The sequence below is a fragment of the Streptomyces sp. CNB091 genome, assembly GCF_000377965.1.
This window is the reverse complement of sequence record NZ_KB898995.1, coordinates 307,475-333,025: the sequence shown is the minus strand read 5'-3', so window position 1 is coordinate 333,025 and position 25,551 is coordinate 307,475. Positions and strand designations below refer to the sequence as shown.

Sequence of the window (25,551 nt, the reverse complement as noted above, 5' to 3'; positions counted from 1 at the left end):
CGTACGCGTGGCTCACTCAGCGATGCCGACGACCAGCCAGATGAAGCCCACGCCCCCGATGGTGCAGAGAAGGGTGGAGCGGGCGGGATGGGTGTGGTGCGCCTCGGGAAGGATCTCCGCGGCGGCCAGGTAGAGCAGCGCTCCGCCGAAGAAGCCGAGATAGCCGCCGAGCAGTTCCTCCGGAAGGGTGAACAGCAGCGTCGTCGCGGCGCCCACGACCGGTGCCGCGGCAGCCGCGAACAGCATCAGGAGCGCCTTGCGTCGGGCGTTCCCGTAGAGACTGGTGAGGGTGTACGTGTTGAATCCGTCGGCGAAGTCATGACTGATCACCGCCAGCGCGACGGCCACGCCCATGGAGCCGCTGACCTGGAAGGCGGCGCCCAGCGCGATGCCGTCCATCAGACTGTGGACGACCATCGCGGCGGCCGCCGTCAGCCCCACCTGCGGCACGCGGTCGCCGTGGTGGCCGCTCGCCCCGTGTGCCACCTGGCGTCCGGCGAGCAGCCGCTCCACCAGATGGGCCGCCAGGAAGCCGCCGACGAACAGCAGCAGGGCGGCGGGGACCCCGAACACCGGCGTGCCCGCCGCCTCGATCGCCTCCGGCAGGAGGTCGAGTCCGACCACGCCGAGCATCAGCCCGCCCGCGAGGCCGAGCACCAGGTGACGGCGGTCGGTGACGCGTTGTGCGACCCAGCCGCCGGCCAGAGTCATCAGGAACGCGCCGAGCGCGACGAACACCGCCATGGGGCCTTGCTAGCCGATCAGGGCCTCTCTCCGCATCTCAGGGTGTCCTTACCCGCGGCGTCCGCCGTACCCCTCCCACCGCCCGTTTCCGTATACGGAACGGCTCCACCACCTCCTCCCCCGCACCACCGGGACGTATGACCTGAAAGGCAGGACTCCGCCGATGACCGGAGCATTCATAGGCACCGGACCGGAGTCCGGGGCCCGCAGTCTGGTAGTGGGGGTCGGCGCACGCCGGGGCGCCCCCGGCGATGTGGTGTTCGCCCTGATAGAGGCGGTGCTCAGCGGGGCGGGACTGGACGCGGCGGACGTGCTGGAGGTGGCGACGGTCGACGCCAGGGCGGACGAGCCGGGGATCGTGGGGGCGGCGGCCCGGCTCGGGGTGCCGCTGCGGACCCATCCGGCCGGGGCGCTGGCCGCGGTCCGCGTGCCGCACCCCTCGGGCGCGGTGGACGCCGCGGTGGGGACCCCGTCGGTCGCGGAGGCGGCGGCACTGATCGAGGCGGACGAACTGGTGGTGCCGAAGACCCGCGCCCCGGGCGGGAAGGCCGTCGGCAGGGGAATGGCGACCTGTGCGGTGGCCCGCCGGATTCCGGCGGTCGCCGGGACTTTCCAGGTTTCCGGGCGGAAAACTTCCACCTCACCGGTGACGTCGGGCTCCCACCCGTTCACCATGGCTGCCATGAATCCCCCCACGCCCCCCACGCGGAACATCGAGAGCGCAGGGCCCGACCTGCGCCACCACGGCGACGCGGAGGTGCGCGGCGAGAATCTGACCGATCTCGCCGTGAACGTCCGTACCCACACTCCCCCGGAGTGGCTGCGCGAGCGGATAGCCGCGTCGCTCACCTCTCTGGCCTCCTACCCGGACGGGTCCTTTGCCCGTGCCGCGGTCGCCGGCCGGCACGGGCTGCCGGTGGAGCGGGTGTTGCTGACGGCGGGCGCGGCCGAGGCGTTCGTCCTGATCGCCCGGGCCCTGCCGGCCCGTTGTCCGGTCGTGGTGCATCCTCAGTTCACGGAGCCGGAGGCGGCTCTGCGGGCGGCCGGGCACGCGGTGGGCCGGGTGCTGCTGCGCGCCGAGGACGGGTTCCGGCTCGATCCGGAGGCGGTGCCCGAGGAGGCGGACCTCGTGGTGATCGGCAACCCGACGAACCCGACGTCCGTGCTGCACCCGGCGGCGCTGTTGGAGCGGTTGGCGCGGCCGGGGCGGACGCTGGTGGTCGACGAGGCGTTCATGGACGTCGTGCCGGGCGAGCGCGAGGCGCTGTGCGACCGGGCGGACGTCCCGGGGCTCGTGGTGCTGCGCAGCCTCACCAAGACGTGGGGGCTCGCCGGGCTGCGGATCGGTTATGTCCTGGCCGCTCCGGAGACCGTGGCGCTGCTCTCCGAGGCGCAGCCGCTGTGGCCGGTGTCGTCCCCGGCGCTGGCGGCGGCGGAGGCCTGCATGGAGCCGAGGGCGCTGGTGGAGGCGGCCGAGGCGGCGGACCGGATCACGGTGGACCGGGCCCATCTGCTCGCCGGGCTGGCCGAGTTCAGTGAGGTGGAGGTGGTGGACGCGGCCCGGGGGCCGTTCGTCCTGGTGCGTCTGGAGCGGGCCGCGGAGGTCCGCGAGCGGTTGCGGCTGCTGGGCTTCGCGGCGCGGCGCGGGGACACGTTCCCGGGGTTGGGGCCGCAGTGGCTACGGCTCGCGGTCCGCGACCGGGCCACGACCAATCGTTTCCTCCAGGCCCTGGACCAGGCCGTGCAGGCGCTGCCGGCCAGATCGGGGCGCTGAGGGGCCCGGCGGGGCGGGGGCGGCGTCCGTCGTGCGGACGCCGCCCCCTCACGCGTATCAGTTCTGGCTGCTGCCACGCCTGCGGGCCAGCACCGTCGCGCCCGCGCCGACGGCCAGCAACAGGGCCGCTCCGCCCGCGATGTACGGGGTGGTGGAGCTGCCGCCGGTCTCGGCGAGGTTGGCCTCGGTGGGGGCGGTACCGGTGTCGGAGCCGGTCTGCGTCTTCACGTCGCCGCCGGTGGAACCGCCGTCCGCAGAGCTGGGCTCCTCGGGGGTCTTCGGCTCCTCAGGGGTCTTCGGCTTCTCGGCGGGCTTCGGCGCCTTCGGGGTCTCGCAGGTCGCCTCGGCGAGGGTGACCTCGCCCTCCACCTCGGCGACGTTGAGATTCAGCGGGTTGACCGAGACCTTGAGCCGGAGCGCCGTCGCGGCCGCCGTGCGCTCGGTGGTGACCGTCTTGGAGAGGTCGAGGGAGACCTCGCCGACGCCCGGCACCGCCACCCGGGTCGGTCCGCCCGCGCTGAGCGTCACCTTCTTGCCGAGCACCGCGACATGGCCGAGCACGTTCGACTCGGCGACGGGCTTCTCGCCGGTCTCGCAGACCGCCTTGGAGGTGACCTTCTCGACCTCGATGAGCGAGAGCGCCGGCAGTCCGGGCACATGGATCCTGGCCTTCGCCAGGTTGGTGTAGCCCTTGGCCCCGTGCTCGTCGACGGTGGCGTTCGCGGTGGCCACGTCGGCGCGCAGGACGCTGACCGGGGCTCCGCCCCCCACCCCGTCCACGTTCACGCTGAGCGCGGTCTTCTCGGCGCTGGCCGGGGCCGTCACCTCGTTGAGCGTGACCTTGAGGGGCACCTGGACGGACTTGTTGAGGAGCGAGACGTCGAGCCCGGTACGGAGCACGACCGCGCTCGCCCTGCCCTCGCCGCCGGTGGTGGGCGTCGCCGGGGCTGCGTGCGCGGGGACGGCGGCAAGCAGGGCGACGGGGCCGGCGGCGACCGCCAGGGCGGCGAGACGGAAGGTATTGCTGTTCAAGATGGTGGAACCCCCACAAGAGACATGGAGCCACCGGCACAGTCCAATGGGGGACATCGCCTGCGCCGGTGGCCTCGACTCCGTGAATCTTTACGCACTGAGGGTGAACTGACGGACACCTGGCGTGAGTTCACCCCAAAGGGGAGTTTCCGTGCGCATATTCGAATCTTTCGGCACGGGCGTTCGCCGGTGTCACCCGTTGCACCCGTTTCACCCGGCGCGAGCCGTACGGAGTGCGCTCGCGCCGGAGCGTGCGCAGAGGTGCGTCAACGAGTCCGGGACCGCGTCCGTCACTACTCGTCAACACGGCACATCACTGCTCGTCAACACAGCACCGCGCCGCTCTCAGCCGATCACCCGCCCGTTCAGCACGATGTGCCGGGGGGCCGCCAGCACCCGGACGTCGGCGCGCGGGTCCTCGTCGTACACGACCAGGTCCGCCGGAGCGCCTTCCTCCAGCGCGGGGCGTCCCAGCCAGCGCCTGGCCCCCCATGTGGTGGCGGAGAGGGCCTCCAGGGGCGGGATGCCCGCCTTGACCAGCTCGGCGACCTCGCCCGCGGCCAGTCCGTGCGCCAGGGAGCCGCCCGCGTCGGTGCCGACGTAGACGGGGATCCCGGCGTCGTACGCGGCGCGCACGGTGTCGTAGCGGCGGTCGTACAGCTGCCGCATATGGGCCGACCAGCGGGGGAACTTGGCCTCGCCGCCGGCCGCGAGGTCGGGGAAGGTGGCGATGTTGACCAGCGTCGGGACGATCGCGACCCCCCGCTCGGCGAAGAGCGGGATGGTGTCCTCGGTGAGGCCGGTGGCGTGCTCGACGCAGTCGATGCCCGCCTCCACCAGATCGGTGAGCGACTCCTCGGCGAAGCAGTGCGCGGTGACCCGGGCACCCAGCCGGTGGGCCTCGGCGATGGCCGCCTCGACCTCGCCGCGCGGCCAGCAGGCGGTCAGATCGCCGGCGTCTCGGTCGATCCAGTCCCCCACCAGCTTGACCCAGCCGTCCCCGCGCCGGGCCTCCCGGGCCACGTACGCGACGAGGTCGCCGGGCTCGATCTCATGGGCGTAGTCGCGGATGTAGCGGCGGGTCCTGGCGATGTGACGGCCGGCCCTGATGATCTTCGGCAGGTCCTCGCGGTCGTCGATCCACCGGGTGTCGGAGGGCGATCCCGCGTCCCGGATCAGCAGCGTTCCGGCCTCCCGGTCGGTGAGCGCCTGCTTCTCGGCGGTCGCCGCGTCGACCGGGCCGTGCCGGTCGAGGCCCACATGGCAGTGCGCGTCGACCAGCCCGGGCAGCGCCCAGCCCCTGACCGTCACCGCGCCGTCGGCGCCGGGCGGCCGCTCGTAGGTGATCCGCCCGTTCACGGCCCACAGTTCGTCCCGCACCTCGTCCGGGCCGACGAGCACCCGGCCCTTCACGCGCAGCACCCGCTGCTCCTCCTGATCACTCATACGCGGCACTGTACGAGGCCGTCGGTAGGCTGCCCGTGCGATTCCGACCGTCGAACGATCCCGAAGAGAGCCCCACCGTGACGCACCCCTTCCTCGACCTTCCCCCGCTCACCGCCGACCGCTTCGCGGCGATCGAGCGGCGCGTGGCCCGGCTCCTCGCCACGGAGCAGGACGTCGTCATCACCCAGGGCGAGGCGCTGCTGCCGCTGGAGGGCTGCATCCGCGGCGGCGCGCGGCCCGGCTCGACCGCGCTGAACGTGGTCACCGGACCCTACGGGCAGACCTTCGGCAACTGGCTGCGGGACTGCGGGGCGGAGGTCGTCGACCTCACGGTGCCCTTCCACGCCGCGGTCACCGCCGGCCAGGTCGCCGAGGCGCTCGCCGAGCACCCGGGGATCGACTTCGTCTCGCTGGTGCACGCGGAGGCGGCGACCGGCAACACCAACCCGGTCGCGGAGATCGGCGAGGTGGTCCGGGCGCACGGCGCGCTGTTCATGGTGGACGCGGTCGCCTCGGTGGGCGCCGAGCCGCTGCTGCCGGACGCCTGGGGCGTCGACCTGTGCGTGATCGGCGCGCAGAAGGCCATGGGCGGGCCCGCCGGGGTGTCGGCGGTGTCGGTGAGTGAGCGGGCCTGGGAGCGGATCGCCGCCAACCCGGCCGCCCCGCGCCGCTCCTACCTCTCCCTCCTGGACTGGAAGGAGCGCTGGATCGACGCCGGCCGCAGGGCGCTGCCGCACGCCCCGGCGCAGCTGGAGATGCTGGGCCTGGAGGCCTGCGTGGCGCGGATCGAGGACGAGGGCCTGGACACGCTGATGGCCCGCCACGCCTCGGCCGCCGCGGCGACCCGGGCCGGGGCGGTGGCCCTGGGCGGGGGGCTGGAACCGTACGTCCACGCGGCGCGGGACGCGGCCCCGGTGGCGACGACGCTGCGTGCCCCGGCGGGGACGGACGCGGCCGTGCTGGTCGCGGGGGCGCTGGCGGCGGACCCCGCGCTGCCGCTCGTCGCGGGCGGCGGGGCGCTGTCCAAGGAGATGATCCGGGTCAACCATTACGGGGCGGATGCGACGCGGGGCGTGGTGCTGTCCTCGCTCGCGGCTCTGGGGGCGGTGCTGGCCGACGCGGGCCTGCCGGTCGATATCGAGGCTGCCCGACGGGCCGTTTCGGAAACCTGGCCGAGCCTCTGATATTCATAGTGTGGGAAGCTGCTTTATTAAAAGCAGCTTCCCACATTCTTCTTCCCGCTTTTCCGTCACCTAAACGGGCCAGTTTTTTCCGGCCTCGAACTTCATAATTCGGACACATCTCGCGAGAGTTACAACCCTGTGACCGACTCCACAGGGGCGGCGTTATGCCCGGTTAATTCCGGACAAAGTTCAGGAAATCACCCTCGGATCGAGGGCAACCTCGCGCACGCCTGATAGCACATGAGGGCCCGCCACCCAACCCTCTACGTCGATGCAATTTCGAAATTTGCTGGGTAAATTCAATTCGCATGACCGCCGCACCAGCAGATTTTGCCCGTGCCCGAAGCGAATTCCTCAGTATCGATGTGCCACGAGTGGAGGACGGAGCCGCGATCTGGCGCATAGCCCGCGACTCCAAGGTCCTGGACCTGAACTCCTCGTACAGCTACCTGCTGTGGTGCCGTGACTTCGCCGCGACCTCCGCCGTCGCCCGTGGCGAGAACGGCGAGCCCATCGCCTTCGTGACGGGCTACCTCAGGCCCGACCGGCCCCAGACCCTCGTCGTCTGGCAGGTGGCCGTCGACCAGACCCACCGCGGCAAGGGACTGGCCGCCAAGCTGCTGGACGCGCTGACCGCCCGGGTCGCCGCCGACCAGGGCCTGGCGTCCGTGGAGACGACGATCACGCCGGACAACACCGCCTCCGACCGGCTGTTCACCTCCTACGCCCAGCGCCACGACGTCGCGGTGGAGAAGGAGGTGCTCTTCGACGGCGCGCTGTTCCCCGAAGAGACGCACCTGCCCGAGGTGCTCTACCGGATAGGCCCGTTCGCCACCTGAGCCGCCCCGGCCCCCGCACTCCGGCGTACCCGACCCGTACGCCCGGACCCACCGACTTCTCGCGCCGTCCGACCACGCGGCGCGGTCCCGGCCGCATCCGCGCGGCGGGGAGCACTCGACCACTGCCCGTCACACCCCCCTCACGCAGGAGATCAGCTGTGACCATCACCCCGCCCGCCCTGAGCGTCTTCGAGACCCTGGAGTCCGAGGTACGGAGCTACTGCCGCGGCTGGCCCGCCGTGTTCGACCGCGCGCAGGGCGCCCGGCTGACCGACGAGGACGGCCACTCCTACCTGGACTTCTTCGCCGGGGCCGGCTCGCTCAACTACGGCCACAACAACCCGGTGCTGAAACGAGCGCTGATCGACTACATCGAGCGCGACGGCATCACCCACGGCCTGGACATGGCGACCACCGCCAAGCGGGCGTTCCTGGAGACGTTCCAGAACGTGATCCTGCGCCCGCGCGATCTGCCGTACAAGGTGATGTTCCCCGGCCCGACCGGCACCAACGCCGTCGAGTCGGCGCTGAAGCTGGCCCGTAAGGTCAAGGGCCGCGAGTCCGTCGTCTCGTTCACCAACGCCTTCCACGGGATGTCGCTGGGTTCGCTCGCCGTGACCGGCAACGCCTTCAAGCGGGCCGGGGCCGGCATCCCGCTGGTGCACGGCACCCCGATGCCGTTCGACAACTACTTCGACGGCACGGTCCCCGACTTCCTCTGGTTCGAGCGACTGCTGGAGGACCAGGGCTCCGGGCTCAACAAGCCCGCCGCCGTGATCGTGGAGACGGTCCAGGGCGAGGGCGGCATCAACGTCGCCCGCGCCGAGTGGCTGCGTGCGCTGCAGGAGCTGTGCCACCGCCAGGACATGCTGCTGATCGTCGACGACATCCAGATGGGCTGCGGCCGTACCGGCGGCTTCTTCTCCTTCGAGGAGGCCGGCATCGTCCCGGACATCGTCACGCTGTCGAAGTCCATCAGCGGCTACGGCATGCCGATGTCGCTGTGCCTGTTCAAGCCCGAGCTGGACATCTGGGAGCCGGGCGAGCACAACGGCACCTTCCGCGGCAACAACCCTGCCTTCGTCACGGCCGCCGCCGCGCTGGACGCCTACTGGGCGGACGGCCAGATGGAGAAGCAGACCCTGGCCCGCGGCGAGCAGGTCGAGCAGACGCTGCTGGCCATCTGCGCCGAGGAGCCGACCGCGCGGTTCCGCGGCCGGGGCCTGGTGTGGGGCATGGAGTTCGAGGACCCGGCGCGCGCCTCCGCGGTCTGCGCCCGCGCCTTCCAGCTGGGGCTCCTGCTGGAGACCTCGGGTCCGCAGAGCGAGGTCGTCAAGCTGCTGCCGCCGCTGACCATCACCCCCGAAGAACTGGACGAGGGCCTGCGCACGCTGGCCCGCTGCGTCCGCGAAACAGCCTGACCCGGCACCGTTCGGGGCAGGTGGAGAAGAAGAAGTCCCGGGCCGCGAGGCCCGGGACACTGTGGAGAGAAGAGAAAGGCAACCGTTCACCGTGATCGTCCGATCGTTCAGTGACATCGAGAACACCGACCGGCATGTGAAGTCCGCGTCCGGCACCTGGGAGAGCAAGCGCATCGTGCTCGCCAAGGAGAAGGTGGGCTTCTCGCTCCACGAGACCGTGCTGTACGCGGGCACGGAGACCTCCATGTGGTACGCGAACCACATCGAGGCGGTGCTGTGCACCGAGGGCGAGGCCGAGCTCACCAACGACGAGACCGGCGAGACGCACTGGATCACGCCCGGCACCATGTATCTGCTGGACGGGCATGAGCGGCACACCATGCGGCCCAAGACGGACTTCCGCTGCGTGTGTGTCTTCAACCCCCCCGTCACCGGACGGGAGGACCATGACGAGAACGGTGTCTACCCACTGCTGACCGAGGAGGCCTGAACCACCATGACCACCGAAGTACGCGCCGATCTGTACCCCTCGCGCGGCGCCGCCGAGATGACCACTCCCCGCCAGGACCCGGTCATCTGGTCCGCGCCGGGCGCACCGGGCCCGATCGCCGCCAAGGACCTCCAGGGATACGAGCACGACGGCTTCCTCACCGTCGACCAGCTCATCGCCCCGGACGAGGTCGCCGTCTACCAGGCGGAGCTGAACCGGCTGATCTCCGATCCGGCGGTCCGCGCCGACGAGCGCTCGATCGTCGAGAAGCAGTCGCAGAACGTACGGTCCGTCTTCGAGGTCCACCGGATCAGCGAGGTCTTCGCCGGTCTGGTACGGGACGAGCGGGTGGTGGGCCGGGCCCGCCAGATCCTCGGCTCGGACGTGTACGTCCACCAGTCCCGGATCAACGTGAAGCCGGGCTTCGGGGCCACGGGCTTCTACTGGCACTCGGACTTCGAGACCTGGCACGCGGAGGACGGTCTGCCGAACATGCGGACGGTGTCCGTGTCGATCGCGCTGACCGAGAACTTCGACACCAACGGCGGGCTGATGATCATGCCCGGTTCGCACAAGACGTTCCTCGGCTGTGCGGGCGAGACGCCGAAGGACAACTACAAGAAGTCGCTCCAGATGCAGGACGCGGGCACCCCGTCCGACGAGGCGCTGACGAAGATGGCCGACCGCCACGGCATCAGGCTCTTCACGGGCAAGGCCGGTTCGGCGACCTGGTTCGACTGCAACGCCATGCACGGCTCGGGCGACAACATCACCCCGTACGCGCGCAGCAACGTCTTCATCGTCTTCAACAGCGTGGAGAACGCGGCGCAGGAGCCCTTCGCGGCTCCGATCCGCCGCCCCGAGTTCATCGGGGCACGGGACTTCACCCCGGTGAAGTAGCGGTCCGCACGGGCGAGCCAGGGCCGGGACGGGTACGCCGTCCCGGCCCTCTCCGCGTAACTCGCTGGACCGGGGCCGGGTCAGCGGCGAGGGTGTCCGCCATGACTTCCCATGTACGCCACATCACGATCGACTGCGCCGACGCCTACGCGCTCGGCGGTTTCTGGGCCCAGGTGCTCGGCGCGCCGCTCTCCGACGAGGACGCCCCCGGCGACCCGGAGGCGCTGGTCGAGGCCCCCGGCGCGGCGATCCTCTTCGTTCAGGTGGACGAGAGGAAACGGACCAAGAACCGCGTCCACCTGGACATCCAGCCGCAGGACCGCTCCCGGGACGAGGAGGTGGAGCGGCTGCTCGCGCTCGGCGCGACCCTGGTCGGCGACCACCGCAAACCGAACGGGCGCGGCTGGGCGACGCTCGCCGATCCCGAGGGCAACGAGTTCTGCGTGGAGTGCTCCGCCGCCGAGCGTGCGGCCCTGTCCGGGACCCGGCTGCCGGTGACCGCCGACGATGTGACCTCGGCGGTGCGGCGCGCGGTGGACCTGCTGGCCGAGGCCCCGGCGGACCGCTGGGACGCGCCTGCGGGAAGCCTTGACTGGACCTGCTGGGAGACGGTGGAGCACCTGAGCGACGATCTGTTCGCGTACGCCGTGCAGTTGGGCCCCCGTACGCCGCCGCTGGACCGCGAAGTGCCCTTCCGGTGGGTGCCCGAACGGCAGGGCGGGCCCCACAACGCGGTCTTCGCCGACCGTGCCGCCGGTCCCGCCGGGCTGCTGGCCACACTGGAGGCGAGCGGGGCGCTGCTGGCCTCGATGGTGCGGACGACGCCTCCCGAGGTGCGCTCGTACCACGGGTACGGGAACTCCGACCCGGAGGGCTTCGCCGCGATGGGCGTGGTGGAGACCCTGGTGCACACGCACGATCTCGCCGAGGGCCTGGGGCTGGACTGGTCGCCGTCCCCGGCCCTCTGCGACCGGGTGCTGGCCCGGCTCTTCCCGGACGCCCCGGCGGGCGGCGACCGGTGGGCCGTACTGCTGTGGGCCACCGGTCGCGCCGAGCTGCCGGACCACCCGCGCCGCACCTCGTGGCGGTGGGACGGGCGGCCGCGCTAGGCCCAGTCCAGGACGGTCAGACGGTGTCGAGCGCCGGATAGTCGGTGTAGCCCTTGGCGTCGCCGCCGAAGAAGGTGGACGGGTCGGGGGTGTTGAACGGGCCGCCCGCCTTGAGCCGGGCGGGCAGGTCCGGGTTGGCGAGGAAGAGCGACCCGTAGGAGATCAGGTCGGCGATGCCGTCGTCGATCACCGTGTGGTCGTCGGGTCCGGTGGCGCCCTCAGAGTGCACGTTGATGACGAGGGTCCCGGAGAATGCCTTGCGCAGGCTGAGCGTCAGCTCCCGGATCGGGACGGCCTCCAGGATGTGCAGGTAGGCGATGCCGAGCGGCTCGATCGCCTGCGCCAGCGCGGTGTACGTGGCCTCCGGAGCGGGCTCGTCGATGTCGTTGTACGGGTTGCCCGGCGAGATGCGCAGGGCGGTGCGCTCCGGCCCGATCTCGGCGGCGACCGCCTTGACGACCTCGACGGCGAAGCGGATGCGGGCCTCGTCGGAGCCGCCCCACGCGTCGGTGCGCCGGTTGGTGTTCGGGGCCAGGAACTGGTGGATGAGATAGCCGTTGGCGCCGTGCAGCTCGACCCCGTCGAAGCCGGCGTCCACGGCGTTGCGGGAGGCGGTGACGAAGTCGGCGACGGTCGCGTGGATCTCGGCGTCCGTCAGCTCGCGCGGCTCGACGAAGTCCTTCGGGCCGACGTGGGTGTAGACCTGGCCCTCGGCCCTGACCGGGGAGGCGCTGACGGGGACGAGGCCGTCCGGCAGCAGGACCGGGTGGCCGATGCGGCCCGCGTGCATGATCTGGGCGAAGATCCGGCCGCCCTCGGCGTGCACGGCGTCGGTGACCTGGCGCCAGGAGGCGACCTGTTCGGCGCTGTGCAGACCGGGCGTGGTGGGGTAGCCCTGGCCCACGACGGACGGCTGGATGCCCTCGGTGATCACGAGGCCGGCCGAGGCCCGCTGGGCGTAGTACGTGGCGGTCAGCTCGGTGGCGGTGCCGCCCTCACCGGCCCGGCTGCGGGTCATCGGGGCCAGCGCGATGCGGTTGGCCAGCTGGGTGCCGGACAGGTCGATCGGGTCGAAAGCGGTGGTCATGAAGGCTCCCAAGAAAGTATGTGGTCGGCCAAGCATCGGCGACAGCGGCAACGATAACCTATTGATTGGTCGACCAAGGTAAAATGGCGGGGAACCGTCGGGCATCATCGAGAGCCGCCGCCCGCAACCCCGAGGACCCCCAGGAGCCCGCCATGACCACCGGCCGCGCCACCCCCGCGGAAGACGCCTGTACGAACGCGCTGCCCATGGCAGCGCTCAGCGGGCCCGTCAGCCACGCCGTGTCCCGGGTGGCCCGGCTGCACCGGACGGCGGCGGGCAAGGCACTGAAGGGGGTGGACCTCTACCCGGGGCAGGAGTTGCTGATGATGCACCTGTGGGACCGGGGCGCGGTCCGTCAGACGGAGCTGATCAGGGCCCTGGACCTGGACCCGTCCACGGTGACGAAGATGCTCCAGCGGCTGGAGCAGACCGGACACGTGCGCCGCCGCCCCGACCCGGCCGACCGGCGGGCCGTGCTGGTCGAGGCGACGGACGAGAGCTGCGCGCTGCACACCGCGGTCCGGGACGCCTGGGGCAGCCTGGAGGAGCACACGCTCGCGGGCCTCGAACCGGCGGAGCGCGCGGAGCTGATCCGGCTGCTGGCGAAGGTCGAGGAGAACCTCTGCCGGGAGACCGCGGACTGCCCGGACCGGCGCTGAGCCTGCTGAGCCGCCCGTCTGCGGACCGGTGCTGAGCCTGCTGAGCCCGCTCCCCTCTGCAGACCGGGTGCTGAGCCTGCTGAGCCGCCCCCTGCGGATCAGGCCAGGACCTCCAGCACCCGGTCCACGTCGGCCTCGGGCAGCTTCCGGCGCGCTCAGCCGCGCGGAACCGCGCGGGCCCCGTCCGTGTCACAGGCCTCCGCCCCCCCGCCGACGGCGGTGAGAGCGGTGACGGGGCGGTCCTTCCACGCCTGTTCCAGCGCCTGGACGAAGACCTCCGACGGCTGGCCGCCGGAGATCCCGTACCGACGGTCGAGGACGAAGAACGGCACGGCGTTGGCGCCCAGTTCGGCCGCCTCGCGCTCGTCGGTGCGGACGTCGTCCGCGTACGCCTCCGGGTCGGCGAGCACCGCACGGGCCTCGTCGGCGTCGAGGCCGGCCTCCACGGCGAGAGCCAGCAGCACCTCGTCGTCGAAGACGGACCGCTCCTCGGCGAAGTTCGCACGGTAGGCGAGGGTCAGCAGCTCGTCCTGACGGCCGCGAGCCTTGGCCAGGTGCAGCAGCCGGTGGAGGTCGAAGGTGGAGCCGTGGTCACGGCCCTCGGTGCGGTAGCCGAGCCCCTCGGCCTGCGCGTTGGCCGCGACGTCGGCCTCCATCGAGGCCGCTTCCTCGCGGCTGCGGCCGTACTTCTCGGCCAGCATGTCGATCACGAGCGCGATGTCGCCCTTGGCCCGCGAGGGGTCGAGCTCGAAGGAGCGGTGCACCACCTCGACCTCGTCCCGGTGGGCGAACTCCGCGAGGCCCTTCTCGAAGCGGGCCTTGCCGATATAGCACCACGGGCAAGCGATGTCGCTCCAGATCTCGACGCGCATGACTCTTCTGCTCCCCTGGAAACGTGGACGGAGTGCGCGGTCCGCACCCGATTCGGCAACGCCGTCGCGGCGCCAAGCATTCCGGAGGATGAGCCGAGCGGTGACGACAGGACGCTCAGCGCCGAACGGCACCGGATCGCACGCAGAAATCGGGAGGCTGGAAGCACTCATCCGTTACACTTTCGACTTCCGCACACACCTCAGCCGAAGCGAAAGCAGAATGAGTCGGACCATCCGCGTCGACGACGACGTCTTCGCCGCCCTGCAGAAGCGGGCGGAACCGTTCACCGATACACCGAACAGCGTTCTGCGCAGACTGCTCGGTCTCGCCGAACAGCCTGTGCAGGACTCCCCCATGGCCGAGCTGATCGCCGACGGACGCCTGAGTGTCGGGGAGCGCCTCGTGTGGCACCGCCGCAATCTGAGGCAGCGTCATCATGCCGTCGTGACCGACGGCGGCGGGTTGCAACTGGACGACGGAAGCGTCCACGCCACTCCGTCGAGCGCCGCCACAGCCCTGGCCGGCAATCCGCAGAACGGCTGGAAGGCGTTCGCCACAGAGGACGGCACTCTGCTGCAGGACCTCCGATGACCACCGTCATGCGGACCGAGCCGCCACGTGCGGCAGTCTTCCCGGAAGGTGAAGCATGGCAGGTGTGACACAACCGAAGGTCAGCCGAGTCGATCCGCTCCGCCTGACGGAGTGGGCGAGAACCGGGCGTATCCGGATTCCGCATTTCCAGCGGTCGTACGTCTGGGACGCGTCGGACGCGGAGCGGCTCTTCGACAGCATCTTGCGCGGGTACCCGATCGGCAATCTGCTCATGTGGCGTAAGCCAGCCCCCGCGGCCGACATCACCGTGGGTGAATTGCGGATCTCCGCCCCCGAACAGTCCGATGCTCTGTGGGTGGTCGACGGCCAGCAGCGGCTCACTACCCTGATCGGCGCCCTCACCGCGTCGGAAGAAACGGTCGACCGCCGCTTCCGGATCTTCTTCGACCTCCAGACCGAGAAGTTCGTCTCCGCACCCCACTCCCAGCGTCCTCGCGAGCACTGGCTACCCGTATGGGTGGCCCAGGACAACCGGCGGCTGATCGCCTGGGAACGCGCTCGCCCCTGGCTCAGCGAACGCCAGTACGACCTGTGCGACACGGTGGGAACGGCGATCCGCACGTACGAGATCCCCATGTACGAGATCGAGGGCGATGACGAGAAAGCTCTGACCGAGATCTTCGACCGGATGAACACCTTCGGGAAGGCGCTCAAGCGGTCGGAGATCTTCCGCGCCCTTCACTCCGGCCCGCTCGATGTCCAACCATCCGACCTGGACGCCCTGCGCGAAAGGATCACCGCCCTCGACTTCGGGAATCTCACAGAGCAGACCCTGATGCAGAGCGTCATGGCCGTGCGAGGCGGAAAGGTCGATCGCGACTTCCGCAACGAGTTCGAGAACGAGGAGGACCGGCGCACGGCCTTCGCCGACACCGAGAAGGCTCTGCGGATCGTCATCGGATACCTTCGGGAATTCGCCGGCATCCCGCACCTTCGGCTTCTTCCGTACGCCCTGTTCATTCCCGTACTCACGCGGTACGCGGCCCTCTTCGGCGCCCCCGAAGGCAGGGCGGCGGAACTACTGCGCCGCTGGATCTGGCGCGGATCCATCGTGGGCGCGGCCCCTCAGGGGAACACCGTGGCACTGCGGCGCAACGCCAGCGCCGTGTACGACGAACCAACGGAAAGCGCGAACCGACTGCTGAAGATCCTTCCGCCAGGAGGCGAGGGCTGGTCTCCCGACCTGACGCAGACCGGCTTGAACCGCGCTCAGACGAAGATCAATGTCCTGGGGCTGCTCTCCACGGGCCCGGTACTGCTCGTCGGCGTCGCGGGACACGACGGGGCGCACTACCCTCCGGGCACGCGCCTCGACAGGACTCGGCTGCTGAACGAGATGCTGGACAACGGGAGTTCTCCGTTGCAGTCGATCATGTCAGGGGACAGGACCATCGCCGACAAGCTGGTGCACCCCGCTGTGGGGGGCCGCCTGGAGCAGACGCTGTGGGAACAGACGGACGAGAAGGTGCTGCACTCCCACTGCCTCGACCTTCGGAGCAGGAACGCCCTACGGAGCGGAGATACGGAGGAATTCCTCTTTCTGCGATCGGAGTTCGCCGCCACGGCCATCGCCAAGCATGTCCAAAGCATGGCGCTCTGGGGTTTTCCGGACGGACCGGAACCTGAGTCCTGGTTCGAAGAAAGCTGAGATGAAGACGATGCAGCGTGACGTTACCGCCTCGGTGTTCCTTGGGGAGAGGTACGTAGGAGTCCTGGGGTATCACGACGGCAACACCTGGTTCGACTATCGTGACCTGAGCTCGGACCATCCCGTGCTGGGGCAAGGATTCGAGAGAGATCCACGTAAGCGCCGTTCGGGCAGTGGCAGCGTTCCGGAGTGGTTCGCCAATCTGCTTCCCGAACCGGGGAGCGGCCTGCGAGGGATGATCGCCACGGGGCTGAGCAAGAAGAAGCTTCACGACTTCGTTCTGCTCAGCCACTTGGGCGACGATCTTCCGGGCGCGGTCAGGGTGGTCCCTGATGTCCCCCTCGACGGTCTTCCGGACCATGAGCCCACGAGCGTGTGCGAGCACGAGCATTCCCTGCGCTTCTCGCTGGCAGGCGTGCAGCCGAAGTTCTCCATGCGCTACGAGGGAAAGGCCCTCGTGCTTCCCGCTACGGGCAGCGGAGGCGACTGGATCGTCAAACTTCCCGACCAGCGGTTCCCGGCAGTCCCTGACAACGAGTTCGCCATGCTCCAGTGGGCCCGACGGGCGGGGATCGACGTGCCCGAATCCCGTCTGGTGTCCGGGGCCGACATCCTGAATCTGCCCGAGGGAACCATCGAACCGGGGGAACGTGCGCTTGCCGTCCGGCGCTTCGACCGCACTGACCACGGACGCGTGCATCAGGAAGACTTTGCGCAGGTACGCGAGGTGTCCGCCGACGCGAAGTACGACAGAGCGACCTACGAAGGCATCGGACGCGTCATCGGGGCCGTATGCCCGGTTGAGGACGGTATCGAGTACGTCCGACGGCTCGTCGCGTACACGCTCATGGGCAATGCGGACGCGCACCTCAAGAACTGGACCCTTCGCTATCCCGACGGGCATCAAGCACGGCTGTCCCCCGCGTACGACTTGGTGTGTGTCACCGCCTACCCGAAGGCCGACCACAAGCTCGCGTTTTCTCTGGGCGGCACGACGGACACACGGCTGATCACCACGGACAGCTTCCACCGCCTCGCTCCGGCGCTCGGGCTCGTGCCGGAGTCGATCGCAGCGACTGTCCAGGAGACGGCCGAGGCCTTGGCCGTCTCCTGGCCCGGTGTGAAACGCGACCTCCGCGTGCCGGAGTTCCTGGCCACGACCATCGACGCCCGTCTCGCCTCACTACCGTTGGCACGCGGTTGACTTCTCCGGGAAGAACGTTCACTGGTCAAGCGATCGTGGCCACGGCGAGTGTGGCCGGAGATCTCATGGCACCGTTCGCCCCCCTCACCGCCCGTCGCGCAGGTCCTCCACTCCCCCGGCCAGGAACGCGATCCGGTCGAAGACCGCGCCGCAGCCCTCGCCGGTGGGCGACTGCACCAGGAAGCCGGCGCGGGCGGCCGCCCGTTCCTTCTCCGTGCCCAGGGTGAAGAAGCGGACGAAGGTCCACCTCTCGCCGTCGGTGGAGGCGTGGAAGGCGTAGGCACCGCCGGTGCGGCTGAGACGGAGCCAGCAGACGCCCTCGTCCACGACGAAGGCGTTGGCGTCGTCGGAGTGGCCCCGGGTGACGACCGTGCAGACGGTCGGGAGGCCCGCGGAGTGCTCCAGGCAGAGCTTGGCCCACGCGCGGTCCCCGACGTGGAGGTACAGCGCGCCCGCGTCACCGAACGACAGCAGCCCCGGGCGCACCCGGGCCACCAGCCGGAAGTCGCCCTCCCCCACCGGCCCGAGCAGGCGCGGGGCGTCGGAGCCCGGCTCCAGGGACTCGCCGGACGGGGAGACGAACAGGTCCTGGCCGGGCCCGGCCCGGCCGCTCAGCACGCCGTCGGCGTGGGTCCACCGTCCGTCGGGGCCCTCCGCGTCCAAAGCGAAGGGGAGGGTGTCCAGGTCCAGGCTCATGCGCGGCGTCCGTCCACCCGGCGGGGCAGGCCCAGCGGGTTGTCCTCGCGCAACTCCGGGGGGAGGAGCGCCTCGGGCGTGGTCTGGTACGTGACGGGGCGCAGCCAGCGTTCGATCGCCGTCGCGCCGACGGAGGAGGAGGCGGAGGTGGAGGCCGGGTAGGGGCCGCCGTGGTGCTGGGCGGGGGCGACGGCGACGCCGGTCGGCCAGCCGTTGACGAGGATGCGCCCGGCGAGCGGGGTGAGCGCGGCCAGCAGGCGCGCCGCGTCGGGGTCGTCGTCCTCGGTGGCGGTCTGGAGGGTGGCGGTGAGGTTCCCGGGCAGCCGGGCGAGGACGGCGGCGATCTCGTCGACGGACGCGTACCGGGCGATCACGGTGACCGGCCCGAAGCACTCCTCCAGCAGCGCGTCGTGCGGGCCCTCGGCGGCCAGCCGGGCGGCCGGAACGGTGAGGAATCCGGCGGAGACGGTGTGCTCGCCGCCCGCGCCGGGGGTGACGGGCGCTCCGACGTCCGGCAGCGCGGCCCGCTCCCGTACGCCGGCGACGAAGGCGTCCCGCATGCGGTGGTCCAGCAGGACGCCGGATGCGGTGGAGCTGACCGTCTCGGTGAGCGTCTTGAGGAGCTGGTCGCCCGTCGTGCCCTCGGGGACCAGGACGAATCCGGGCTTGGTGCAGAACTGGCCCGTGCCCAGGGTCATCGAGCCGCCGAGGCCGGCGCCGATCTCCCCGGCGCGCTCGGCGGCGGCCGCCGGGGTGACGACGACCGGGTTGAGGGAGCCGAGTTCGCCGTGGAAGGGGATGGGGGCGGGGCGGGCCGCGGCCGCGTCGAACAGGGCGCGTCCGCCGCGTACCGAGCCGGTGAAGCCGGCCGCGCTCACCAGCGGGTGGCGGACCAGCTCGACGCCCGCGTCGAAGCCGTGCACCAGGGTCACGACGTCCTCGGGCAGTCCGGTGCGGGCGGCGGCGCGGCGGAGGACCGAGGCGCAGAGTTCGGAGGTGGCCGGGTGGTCGGGGTGCGCCTTGACCACGACCGGGCAGCCGGCGGCGAGCGCGCTGGCCGTGTCGCCGCCCGGGACGGAGAAGGCGAGCGGGAAGTTGCTGGCCGCGTAGACGGCGACGACCCCGAGCGGGATCTTGTAGCGGCGCAGGTCGGGCCAGGGCGGGGTCCGGGAGCCGTCCTCGTGGTCGATGTGGACGTCGAGGTAGTCGCCTTCGTCCACGACCTCCGCGAACGCCCTCAACTGGGCTGCGGTACGGGCCAATTCACCGGTGAGCCGGGCCGGGCCGAGGGCGGTCTCGGCCTCGGCCGCCTCGACGATGTGCTCGCCGGTCTCCTCCAGCAGTTCCGCCGCCGCCCGCAGGAACGCGGCGCGCGCCGCGCGGTCGGCGAGGGCGTCGCGGACGGCGTGGGCCGCCCGGACCGCCCGGTCGACCTCCCCGGCGGTGGCCTCCACCGCGACCTGCTCGCGCGGGTTCCCGGTTCGGGGGTCGACACTCCAGACTGGTGCTGCGCTCACCCTGATTACCTCCCGTGGTGCGACCGTCCTCCGGCCGACTTCCGGCCCGCTTCGGCCGCGCATCGGCAAGTGTTCGGTATTCTGAACGGAGTTCCTGAACGTGAATGTCCTGGGACTCTATTTCGGGGCGTTCCGTGTTGGCAATCGTGTGGCGGCTTTTCGGACGCCTGGCGCGGACGAGAAGTCGATGAGCTGGAGAAGGGGGCGTGGGCGATGTCGGTCGCCGAGTCCGGTGGGGCACAGGTCAAGTCCGCGGTACGGACCGTGGAGCTCCTCGAATACTTCGCGGGGCGGCCCGGCATGCACTCGCTGGCCGCCGTCCAGGAGGCCGTCGGCTATCCCAAGTCGAGCCTCTACATGCTGCTGCGCACCCTGGTGGAGCTGGGCTGGGTGGAGACGGACGCGACCGGCACCCGGTACGGGATCGGCGTCCGCGCCCTGCTGGTCGGCACGTCGTACATCGACGGCGACGAGGTCGTGGCCGCCGCCAGGCCCACCCTGGACAGGCTGTCCGACGACACCACGGAGACCATCCACCTGGCCCGCCTCGACGGGACGAACGTGGTCTACCTCGCCACCCGGCAGTCCCAGCACTATCTGCGCCCCTTCACCCGGGTCGGCCGCCGGCTGCCCGCGCACTCCACCTCGCTCGGCAAGGCGCTGCTGGCGACCCACAGCGACGAGCAGGTCCGCAAGATGCTGCCCGAGTCGCTGCCCGCGCTGACCGAGCACACCATCACGGACCGCGAGAAGCTCATCGAGGAGCTGCGGCTGGTCCGTGAGCAGGGCTACGCGGTGGACCGCGAGGAGAACACCGTCGGTCTGCGCTGCTTCGGCGTGGCGATCCCCTACCGGACGCCCGCGCGCGACGCGATCAGCTGCTCGGTGCCGGTCGCCCGGCTCACCCCCGGTCACGAACAGCTGGTGAAGGACGCCCTGTTCGACGCCCGGGACCGGCTCTCCCTCGCGACCCGGAGACTCTGATGGCCGGGATAGCGCTGCGCCCGGTCGAGGACGGGGACCTGCCGCTGTTCTTCGCCTGGATGAGCGACCCCGGGGCGACCCGCGTCGCCGCGTTCATCGCCGAGGACCCCACCGACCGGGCCGCGTTCGACGCCCACTGGGCGCGGATCCGGGCGGGGTCCCGCGTGGTGATGCGCACGGTGGTGGCCGACGGTGCGGTGGTGGGCCATGTCGGGGAGTACGGGGACCCCGGGAACCGCCAGGTCACCTACTGGATCGACCGCGAGCACTGGGGCCGGGGGCTGGCGACGGCCGCCCTGCGGGCATACCTCGACGAGACGCCCGCCCGCCCGCCCGCTGCACGCGCGGGCGGCGGCCGACAACCTCGGTTCGCGCCGGGTGCTGGAGAAGTGCGGCTTCGTGGTCACCGGCAAGGACCGCGGATTCGCCCGCGCCCGGGACGAGGAGATCGACGAGGTCCTGGTCACGCTGCACGGCTGACGAGGTCCTAGTCACGCCGCACGGCGACGAGGTCCTGGTCACGCCGCACGGCTGAGGCAGGGTGCGGCCGGCCCGTGGGCGGCCCTCTCCCCCGCGTGGCGGAGACGGATCGTCGCCGGGCAGGACGTGCGGGGCCGGCCGGCGCGGAAGCCTGGACCCCATGACAGTGAACCGGCCCCCCGAAGCGCCCTCGCCCGCCCCGCCGCACCGTTCCGGGACGCCCGGGCGCCCTGGGACGCCACCGCACCGCGCCGAGGCGGCCCCGTACCGCGCCGCACCGCCCTCGTACCGCGTCGGCCGGGCGCGGTACGTGCTCCGGGTGGTCGCCATGGTGGCCTGTCTGCCCTACATCGGGCTCAAGGTGGCCTGGATGGCGGGCAGTCGGCTCGGCATCCCGGAGGGCAGCGCGCTGCTGGACGGCGGCAACCTGCTGCGCGTCGCCAACGGGGCCACGGTGCTGATGGACGCCGCCGTCATCGTCCTCGCCGTGCTGCTGACCCGGCCCTGGGGCCTGCGGGTGCCCGCCTGGCTGCTGGTGCTGCCGATGTGGGTGGCGAGCGGTCTGCTGCTGCCGATCATGACGGCCTTCCCGGTCCAGCTGGCCGTCGGGTTCCTCGGCGGTGGCGGCGGCCGGCCGGTCGGCGAGGGCAACTCCGAACCGTTCCTCGACCCCTGGGTCTTCGGCGTCGTCTACGGCGGGTTCATCGTCCAGGGCCTCGCCCTCGGCGCCCTCTTCGCGCTGTACGCCAGTAGGCGCTGGGGCAGGCTGTGGCAGGGGCGGCTGCGGGATCTGCCGGCGAGTCCGACCACGCCCGCCCTGCGCGCGACCGCCGTCGCCGCCGCTTCGACGGCTCTCCTCCCCGGCGTCACGCATCTGTTGTGGGTCAGCGGTTCCACCGCCGGGCTCCACGCCGGCCGGGCGGCGGACCGCACCAGCGACTTCTACGTCCTGGAAGCCGTCAACCTGCTCTTCGTGGTGGTCACCGCCGTCGGGGTGCTCCTGCTCGCCTTCCGCCGCACCGGCCGTCTCTCCCTGCGTCTGCCGCTCGTCCTGGCCTGGGCCGGTTCCGCGGAGATGGCCTGCTGGGGCGGCTGGCTGAGTCTCGCGGGGCTGATCGGCGCGGGCGGAGCGGCGGACCGGCCGACGACGGCGACGGTGTTGACCTACGCTGTCCAGATGCTGGCAGGGGCGCTCGTCGTGACGCTGGGCGCCTACTTCTTCGCGGAGCGCGCGGCGGCTTCGGCGCTGCCCGACGACGTCGGCGTCGCCGACCCGGTCGGCGCCGACCGGGTGTCATGAAGCCCCTCGCCGTGGTGTTCGGACGACAGACGCGGCTGCGCTGGCTGCATCTGATCATCGGTGGCGCGCTGCTGATGCCGTACTTCCTGGTCGGCACGGTCCTGGTCGGCATGACGGGTGGCGGGGCAGCGCTGTTCGCCTCCCTGCCCGCCCAGTTCGCCGCGTTCGCCATCGCCCTGCCGATCGCGGCGGCCACCGGCTTCTTCCCGCTCGTCCGGCCGCTGTCCGTAGCCGCCGTCCGCGCCCTGTGCGGGGTGCCGCCCGCCCTGCTGGCCGACGGTCCCGCGCGGACCCGGCAGGCCCAAGTGCGTACCGCCGGCTGGTACACCCTGCATCTGGCGCTCGGCGGGATCGTCAGCGGCAGCACCCTGGCACTGCCGCCGTTCGCGGTGGCGGTGGCCGCGCTGCCGTTCTCCGCCGGGCTGCGCTCCACCTGGCTGCTGGACGGCCCCCGGGTGTTCCGGGAGCCGTGGGCCCTGGCTCTCGCCCCGTTCGCCGGGCTCGCGATGCTGGTGGCGCTGGCGCTGGTCGCGGCCGCGGCCGGGGAGCTGCTGGCCCGGCGGGCCCCGGTGCTGCTGGGGCCGACGCCCGAGGACCGGCTGGCCGCCGCCGAGCGCCTGGCAGCGGATCTGGCGGTGCGCAACCGGCTCGCCCGGGAGCTGCACGACTCGGTGGGGCACGCGTTGAGTGCGGTGACCCTTCAGGCGGGGGCGGCGCGCCGGGTCCTGGACCGCGATCCGGAGTTCGTCCGCGAGGCGCTGACCGCCATCGAGGAGACGACGCGGCGGACGGTCGGGGAGCTGGACTCGGTGCTGGGGCTGCTGCGGCAGGACGGGGAGCCGGACGACGAGGGCAGGGCGTACGGGCCGGGGCTCGACGCGCTCGACGGGCTGCTGGCGCACTGCGGGGCGCCGGTGGCGTACGAGCGGCAGGGCGATCCGGACCGTCTGGACCCGGTGGTCTCGCGGGAGGCGTACCGGATCGTCCAGGAGGGGCTGAGCAACGCGTCGCGGCACGGCGGGGGCGCGTCCCCGGTACGGCTGCTGATCGCGGTACGGGAGAGGGAGTTGGAGATCGTGATGGAGAATCGACTGGGCGAGCGGCCCGCCGTGCTGCGCCCCGGGGGCGGTCGCGGACTGCGCGGCATCGCGGAGCGGGCCGTCCTGCTGGGCGGCCGGACCGAGGCGGGCGCGGACGACGGCGTCTGGCGGCTGACCGCCGTGCTGCCGCTGACGGTGCCGGGTAAGGCCGGACGGGAGGGGGAACGGCGATGAGCGGGGCTCCGGTGCGGGTGGTGCTGGCGGACGACGAGCGGATGGTGCGTACGGCGCTGCGCGTGATCCTGGACGCCGAGGAGGGCATCGAGGTCGTCGGGGAGGCCGCCACCGGTGCGGAGGCCGTCTCCGTGGTGCGGGCGCTGGGGCCCGACGTGGTGCTGATGGACGTGCGGATGCCGGAGATCGACGGCATCCGGGCCACGGAGCAGATCCTCGCCACGATGGCGGACCCGCCGAGGATCGTCGTCGTGACGACCTTCGAGAACGACGCGTACGTGTACGAGGCACTGCGCGCGGGGGCGGCCGGGTTCCTGCTGAAGCGGGCGGCCGCCGAGGAACTGGTGCAGGCGGTGCGCCTGGTGGCGTACAGCGACTCGCTCCTCTATCCGGCGGCGGTGCGCACGCTGGCCACCGAGCACGCCGGACGGCGGGCGGGCGGGGCCCCGGCGTGGGTGGCGAGGCTGACCGGGCGGGAGGCGGACGTGCTGCGGCTGATGGCCGCGGGGCTGACCAACGCGGAGATCGCGGGGCGGCTCTCGGTGGGCCTGGCGACGGCGAAGACGCATGTGGCGGCGGTCCTCGCGAAGACCGGCGCCCGGGACCGTACCCAGGCGGTCATCGCGGCGTACGAGTCCGGTTTCATCACCCCGGGCTGAGCCGCCGGCCGGGCTCCGGGGCACGGCGGGCCGCCTGAGAAATCAGTGAGAAGGGGCGGAGACGGGAACGGCCGGAACGCGCCCGCTCGTCCCTCCAGCGGGATGAACAAGACAATCAGGCGCGCTTCGGTCTTCTGTCTGCTCATGGTGCTCGCCCTGCTGGTGCGGGCGACGTGGGTGCAGGGCTTCCAGGCCGAGGCGCTCGCAGACCACGAGCACAACCGGCGGAACACCATCGCGCAGTACGCGCAGCCGCTCGGGGACATCATCGTGGCCGGTTCGCCGGTCACCGGATCGAAGGGGACCAGTGGCGGCGACCTCCGGTACAAACGCACGTACCCCCAGGGCGAGCTGTACGCGCCCGTTACCGGCTACAGCTCTCAGGCGTACGGGGCGAACCAGCTCGAAGGCATCTACGGCGACGTCCTGGACGGCACGGACGACCGGCTGAAGGACCCGAAGGACCTGCTCACCGGCGGGCAGGCCGACCCCGGCAACGTGCTGACGACGATCGACCCCGACGTCCAGAAGGCGGCCTACGAGACACTCGGCGAAACCAAGGGCGCGGCGGTGGCCATCGACCCGAAGACCGGCCGGATCCTCGGCATGGTCTCCACCCCCTCCTACGATCCCTCGACGATCAGCGGGACGGCGGACCAGGACGCCTGGCAGGCCCTGCTGGACGACCCGGACAAGCCGCTGGTCAACCGGGCGATGCGGCAGCCGCTGCCGCCGGGCTCCACGTTCAAGCTGGTGGTCGCGGCGGCCGCGCTGGAGAACGGGCTGTACGGCTCGGTCGACGAGCGCACCGAGAGCCCCGACCCGTACACCCTGCCCGGCACCACCACCGTGCTCCCCAACGAGAACGCGTCCGCCCCCTGCGAGAACGCGACCCTGCGCACCGCGCTCCAGTACTCCTGCAACAACGTCTTCGCGAAGGCCGCGGCCGACCTCGGCCAGGACGAGGTCAAGGAGATGGCGGACGCGTTCGGGTTCGACACCGAGAAGCTGGACGTCCCCGTACGGGCGGCGAAGAGCGTCTACCCGACCGGTATGGACAAGGCCCAGACGGCGCTGACGGGGATCGGCCAGTTCGAGGTCACCGCGACCCCGCTCCAGATGGCGATGGTCACCTCGGCCCTCGCCAACGGCGGTGAGCTGGCCGCGCCGCACATGGTCTCCCGGGTGACCGACGGGGACGGCACGGTGCTGGAGGAGACCGCCGACGGCGACACCGAGCGGGTGGTGAAGGAGTCGACCGCCGAGCAGCTGCGGAGCGCGATGGTGACGGTCGTCGAGGAGGGCACCGGCACCAACGCCCGGATTCCCGGGGCCGAGGTGGGCGGCAAGACGGGCACCGCGCAGCACGGCGTGGACAACAGCAGTACCCCGTACGCCTGGTTCACCTCGTACGCGAAGGACCGCGACAGCGGCAAGGAGGTCGCCGTTGCGGTGATCGTGGAGGACTCGGGGGCGGCGCGCTCCGAGATCAGCGGCAACGGGCTGGCCGCGCCGATCGCGCAGAAGACGATGCGGGCGGCGCTGGAGCAATGACCTGAGGGGCGGCCGCCGCCCTGGTCCCCTTCCCGGGGCGATGCGCCTAGGTCATCCGCCCGATG

Annotated in this window: 23 protein-coding genes and 1 pseudogene; 17 read left to right on the top strand and 7 right to left on the bottom strand. The window is 71.5% G+C overall.

Annotated features, from left to right (window positions below; genetic code table 11):
- Positions 1-12 precede the first annotated feature (12 nt).
- Positions 13-744, bottom strand: a complete 732-nt coding sequence (locus D581_RS0113250) for a ZIP family metal transporter (protein WP_018957698.1) — start codon at positions 742-744, stop codon at positions 13-15.
- A 163-nt stretch (positions 745-907) separates the two neighbouring features.
- On the opposite strand from D581_RS0113250, the gene cobC reads away from it, so the two are divergent.
- Positions 908-2,518, top strand: a complete 1,611-nt coding sequence (gene cobC / locus D581_RS0113245) for an Rv2231c family histidinol phosphate aminotransferase CobC (protein WP_078625808.1) — start codon at positions 908-910, stop codon at positions 2,516-2,518.
- A gap of 57 nt (positions 2,519-2,575) precedes the next feature.
- Here cobC and D581_RS0113240 read toward each other — a convergent pair whose 3' ends face one another.
- Positions 2,576-3,550 (bottom strand): SCO1860 family LAETG-anchored protein, encoded by a 975-nt coding sequence (locus tag D581_RS0113240; RefSeq protein WP_018957696.1) that lies wholly within the window; start codon positions 3,548-3,550, stop codon positions 2,576-2,578.
- 345 nt (positions 3,551-3,895) lie between these two features.
- Positions 3,896-4,996 carry an amidohydrolase family protein gene (locus D581_RS0113235; RefSeq protein WP_078625805.1) on the bottom strand — a complete coding sequence of 367 codons (1,101 nt, stop codon included), beginning with the start codon at positions 4,994-4,996 and terminating at the stop codon, positions 3,896-3,898.
- Between the two features lie 77 nt (positions 4,997-5,073).
- Between D581_RS0113235 and D581_RS0113230 the strand changes: the two genes are divergently transcribed.
- The 6 genes from D581_RS0113230 to D581_RS0113205 all read left to right on the top strand — a co-directional run bounded on the left by D581_RS0113230 (position 5,074) and on the right by D581_RS0113205 (position 10,939).
- Positions 5,074-6,180, top strand: coding sequence for a pyridoxal-phosphate-dependent aminotransferase family protein (locus tag D581_RS0113230; protein WP_018957694.1), 1,107 nt, complete (start codon positions 5,074-5,076; stop codon positions 6,178-6,180).
- Between the two features lie 308 nt (positions 6,181-6,488).
- Positions 6,489-7,019 carry a diaminobutyrate acetyltransferase gene (ectA, locus tag D581_RS0113225; protein WP_078625801.1) on the top strand — a complete coding sequence of 177 codons (531 nt, stop codon included), beginning with the start codon at positions 6,489-6,491 and terminating at the stop codon, positions 7,017-7,019.
- A gap of 158 nt (positions 7,020-7,177) precedes the next feature.
- Positions 7,178-8,440, top strand: a complete 1,263-nt coding sequence (gene ectB / locus D581_RS0113220; RefSeq protein ID WP_018957692.1) for a diaminobutyrate--2-oxoglutarate transaminase — start codon at positions 7,178-7,180, stop codon at positions 8,438-8,440.
- Positions 8,441-8,531: 91 nt separating this feature from the next.
- Positions 8,532-8,930: an ectoine synthase gene (locus D581_RS0113215; RefSeq protein WP_003969937.1), complete on the top strand. Its 399-nt coding sequence runs from the start codon at positions 8,532-8,534 to the stop codon at positions 8,928-8,930.
- A gap of 6 nt (positions 8,931-8,936) precedes the next feature.
- Positions 8,937-9,830, top strand: a complete 894-nt coding sequence (gene thpD, locus D581_RS0113210) for an ectoine hydroxylase (protein ID WP_018957691.1) — start codon at positions 8,937-8,939, stop codon at positions 9,828-9,830.
- 101 nt (positions 9,831-9,931) lie between these two features.
- On the top strand, positions 9,932-10,939 hold the full coding sequence (locus D581_RS0113205) for a VOC family protein (RefSeq protein ID WP_018957690.1): 1,008 nt from the start codon (positions 9,932-9,934) through the stop codon (positions 10,937-10,939).
- Between the two features lie 16 nt (positions 10,940-10,955).
- Here D581_RS0113205 and D581_RS0113200 read toward each other — a convergent pair whose 3' ends face one another.
- Complete coding sequence (locus D581_RS0113200) at positions 10,956-12,026, bottom strand: alkene reductase (protein WP_018957689.1); 1,071 nt, start codon at positions 12,024-12,026, stop codon at positions 10,956-10,958.
- Positions 12,027-12,178: 152 nt separating this feature from the next.
- On the opposite strand from D581_RS0113200, the gene D581_RS0113195 reads away from it, so the two are divergent.
- Complete coding sequence (locus tag D581_RS0113195) at positions 12,179-12,685, top strand: MarR family winged helix-turn-helix transcriptional regulator (protein ID WP_018957688.1); 507 nt, start codon at positions 12,179-12,181, stop codon at positions 12,683-12,685.
- Between the two features lie 155 nt (positions 12,686-12,840).
- Here the strand turns inward: D581_RS0113195 and D581_RS0113190 are convergent, their stop codons facing one another.
- The gene (locus tag D581_RS0113190; protein ID WP_018957687.1) at positions 12,841-13,557 is read right to left on the bottom strand and encodes a DsbA family oxidoreductase; all 717 of its coding nucleotides are present in this window, start codon (positions 13,555-13,557) and stop codon (positions 12,841-12,843) included.
- A 100-nt stretch (positions 13,558-13,657) separates the two neighbouring features.
- On the opposite strand from D581_RS0113190, the gene D581_RS0113185 reads away from it, so the two are divergent.
- The 3 genes from D581_RS0113185 to D581_RS0113175 are packed head-to-tail and all read left to right on the top strand — an operon-like array spanning position 13,658 to position 17,022.
- Complete coding sequence (locus tag D581_RS0113185; protein ID WP_158688599.1) at positions 13,658-14,149, top strand: restriction system modified-DNA reader domain-containing protein; 492 nt, start codon at positions 13,658-13,660, stop codon at positions 14,147-14,149.
- Positions 14,150-14,204: 55 nt separating this feature from the next.
- The gene (locus D581_RS0113180) at positions 14,205-15,818 is read left to right on the top strand and encodes a DUF262 domain-containing protein (RefSeq protein ID WP_018957685.1); all 1,614 of its coding nucleotides are present in this window, start codon (positions 14,205-14,207) and stop codon (positions 15,816-15,818) included.
- Position 15,819: 1 nt separating this feature from the next.
- On the top strand, positions 15,820-17,022 hold the full coding sequence (locus tag D581_RS0113175; protein ID WP_199787795.1) for a type II toxin-antitoxin system HipA family toxin: 1,203 nt from the start codon (positions 15,820-15,822) through the stop codon (positions 17,020-17,022).
- A gap of 84 nt (positions 17,023-17,106) precedes the next feature.
- Here D581_RS0113175 and D581_RS0113170 read toward each other — a convergent pair whose 3' ends face one another.
- Together D581_RS0113170 and D581_RS0113165 are read right to left on the bottom strand one after the other, a co-directional pair.
- Positions 17,107-17,718 (bottom strand): DUF1349 domain-containing protein, encoded by a 612-nt coding sequence (locus D581_RS0113170; protein WP_018957683.1) that lies wholly within the window; start codon positions 17,716-17,718, stop codon positions 17,107-17,109.
- Complete coding sequence (locus D581_RS0113165; protein WP_078625796.1) at positions 17,715-19,235, bottom strand: aldehyde dehydrogenase (NADP(+)); 1,521 nt, start codon at positions 19,233-19,235, stop codon at positions 17,715-17,717. The genes D581_RS0113170 and D581_RS0113165 overlap by 4 nt, the downstream gene beginning before the upstream one ends.
- A 213-nt stretch (positions 19,236-19,448) precedes the next feature.
- Here D581_RS0113165 and D581_RS0113160 point away from each other — a divergent pair, with 213 nt between their 5' ends.
- From D581_RS0113160 to D581_RS0113135, 6 genes and pseudogenes are all read left to right on the top strand, one after another.
- Positions 19,449-20,219, top strand: a complete 771-nt coding sequence (locus tag D581_RS0113160) for an IclR family transcriptional regulator (RefSeq protein WP_018957681.1) — start codon at positions 19,449-19,451, stop codon at positions 20,217-20,219.
- Positions 20,219-20,699, top strand: a pseudogene (locus D581_RS1000000138580) (GNAT family N-acetyltransferase). Before D581_RS0113160 ends, D581_RS1000000138580 begins: the two are co-directional and overlap by 1 nt.
- Before the next feature lie 328 nt (positions 20,700-21,027).
- Positions 21,028-21,999 carry a hypothetical protein gene (locus D581_RS0113150; protein ID WP_051114581.1) on the top strand — a complete coding sequence of 324 codons (972 nt, stop codon included), beginning with the start codon at positions 21,028-21,030 and terminating at the stop codon, positions 21,997-21,999.
- Positions 21,996-23,273 (top strand): histidine kinase, encoded by a 1,278-nt coding sequence (locus D581_RS0113145; RefSeq protein WP_018957678.1) that lies wholly within the window; start codon positions 21,996-21,998, stop codon positions 23,271-23,273. The genes D581_RS0113150 and D581_RS0113145 overlap by 4 nt, the downstream gene beginning before the upstream one ends.
- Complete coding sequence (locus D581_RS0113140) at positions 23,270-23,932, top strand: response regulator transcription factor (protein ID WP_032752688.1); 663 nt, start codon at positions 23,270-23,272, stop codon at positions 23,930-23,932. The genes D581_RS0113145 and D581_RS0113140 overlap by 4 nt, the downstream gene beginning before the upstream one ends.
- Before the next feature lie 102 nt (positions 23,933-24,034).
- Positions 24,035-25,486, top strand: coding sequence for a peptidoglycan D,D-transpeptidase FtsI family protein (locus tag D581_RS0113135; RefSeq protein WP_018957676.1), 1,452 nt, complete (start codon positions 24,035-24,037; stop codon positions 25,484-25,486).
- The last annotated feature ends 65 nt before the right edge of the window (positions 25,487-25,551 follow it).

Coding starts and splice junctions, on each gene's coding strand:
- D581_RS0113250 (WP_018957698.1), bottom strand. CDS start 744: ATGGCGGTGTTCGTCGCGCTCGGCGCGTTCCTGATGACTCTGGCCGGC.
- cobC (WP_078625808.1), top strand. CDS start 908: ATGACCGGAGCATTCATAGGCACCGGACCGGAGTCCGGGGCCCGCAGT.
- D581_RS0113235 (WP_078625805.1), bottom strand. CDS start 4,996: ATGAGTGATCAGGAGGAGCAGCGGGTGCTGCGCGTGAAGGGCCGGGTG.
- ectA (WP_078625801.1), top strand. CDS start 6,489: ATGACCGCCGCACCAGCAGATTTTGCCCGTGCCCGAAGCGAATTCCTC.
- thpD (WP_018957691.1), top strand. CDS start 8,937: ATGACCACCGAAGTACGCGCCGATCTGTACCCCTCGCGCGGCGCCGCC.
- D581_RS0113205 (WP_018957690.1), top strand. CDS start 9,932: ATGACTTCCCATGTACGCCACATCACGATCGACTGCGCCGACGCCTAC.
- D581_RS0113200 (WP_018957689.1), bottom strand. CDS start 12,026: ATGACCACCGCTTTCGACCCGATCGACCTGTCCGGCACCCAGCTGGCC.
- D581_RS0113195 (WP_018957688.1), top strand. CDS start 12,179: ATGACCACCGGCCGCGCCACCCCCGCGGAAGACGCCTGTACGAACGCG.
- D581_RS0113190 (WP_018957687.1), bottom strand. CDS start 13,557: ATGCGCGTCGAGATCTGGAGCGACATCGCTTGCCCGTGGTGCTATATC.
- D581_RS0113180 (WP_018957685.1), top strand. CDS start 14,205: ATGGCAGGTGTGACACAACCGAAGGTCAGCCGAGTCGATCCGCTCCGC.
- D581_RS0113175 (WP_199787795.1), top strand. CDS start 15,820: ATGAAGACGATGCAGCGTGACGTTACCGCCTCGGTGTTCCTTGGGGAG.
- D581_RS0113170 (WP_018957683.1), bottom strand. CDS start 17,718: ATGAGCCTGGACCTGGACACCCTCCCCTTCGCTTTGGACGCGGAGGGC.
- D581_RS0113160 (WP_018957681.1), top strand. CDS start 19,449: ATGTCGGTCGCCGAGTCCGGTGGGGCACAGGTCAAGTCCGCGGTACGG.
- D581_RS0113150 (WP_051114581.1), top strand. CDS start 21,028: ATGGTGGCCTGTCTGCCCTACATCGGGCTCAAGGTGGCCTGGATGGCG.
- D581_RS0113145 (WP_018957678.1), top strand. CDS start 21,996: ATGAAGCCCCTCGCCGTGGTGTTCGGACGACAGACGCGGCTGCGCTGG.
- D581_RS0113140 (WP_032752688.1), top strand. CDS start 23,270: ATGAGCGGGGCTCCGGTGCGGGTGGTGCTGGCGGACGACGAGCGGATG.
- D581_RS0113135 (WP_018957676.1), top strand. CDS start 24,035: ATGAACAAGACAATCAGGCGCGCTTCGGTCTTCTGTCTGCTCATGGTG.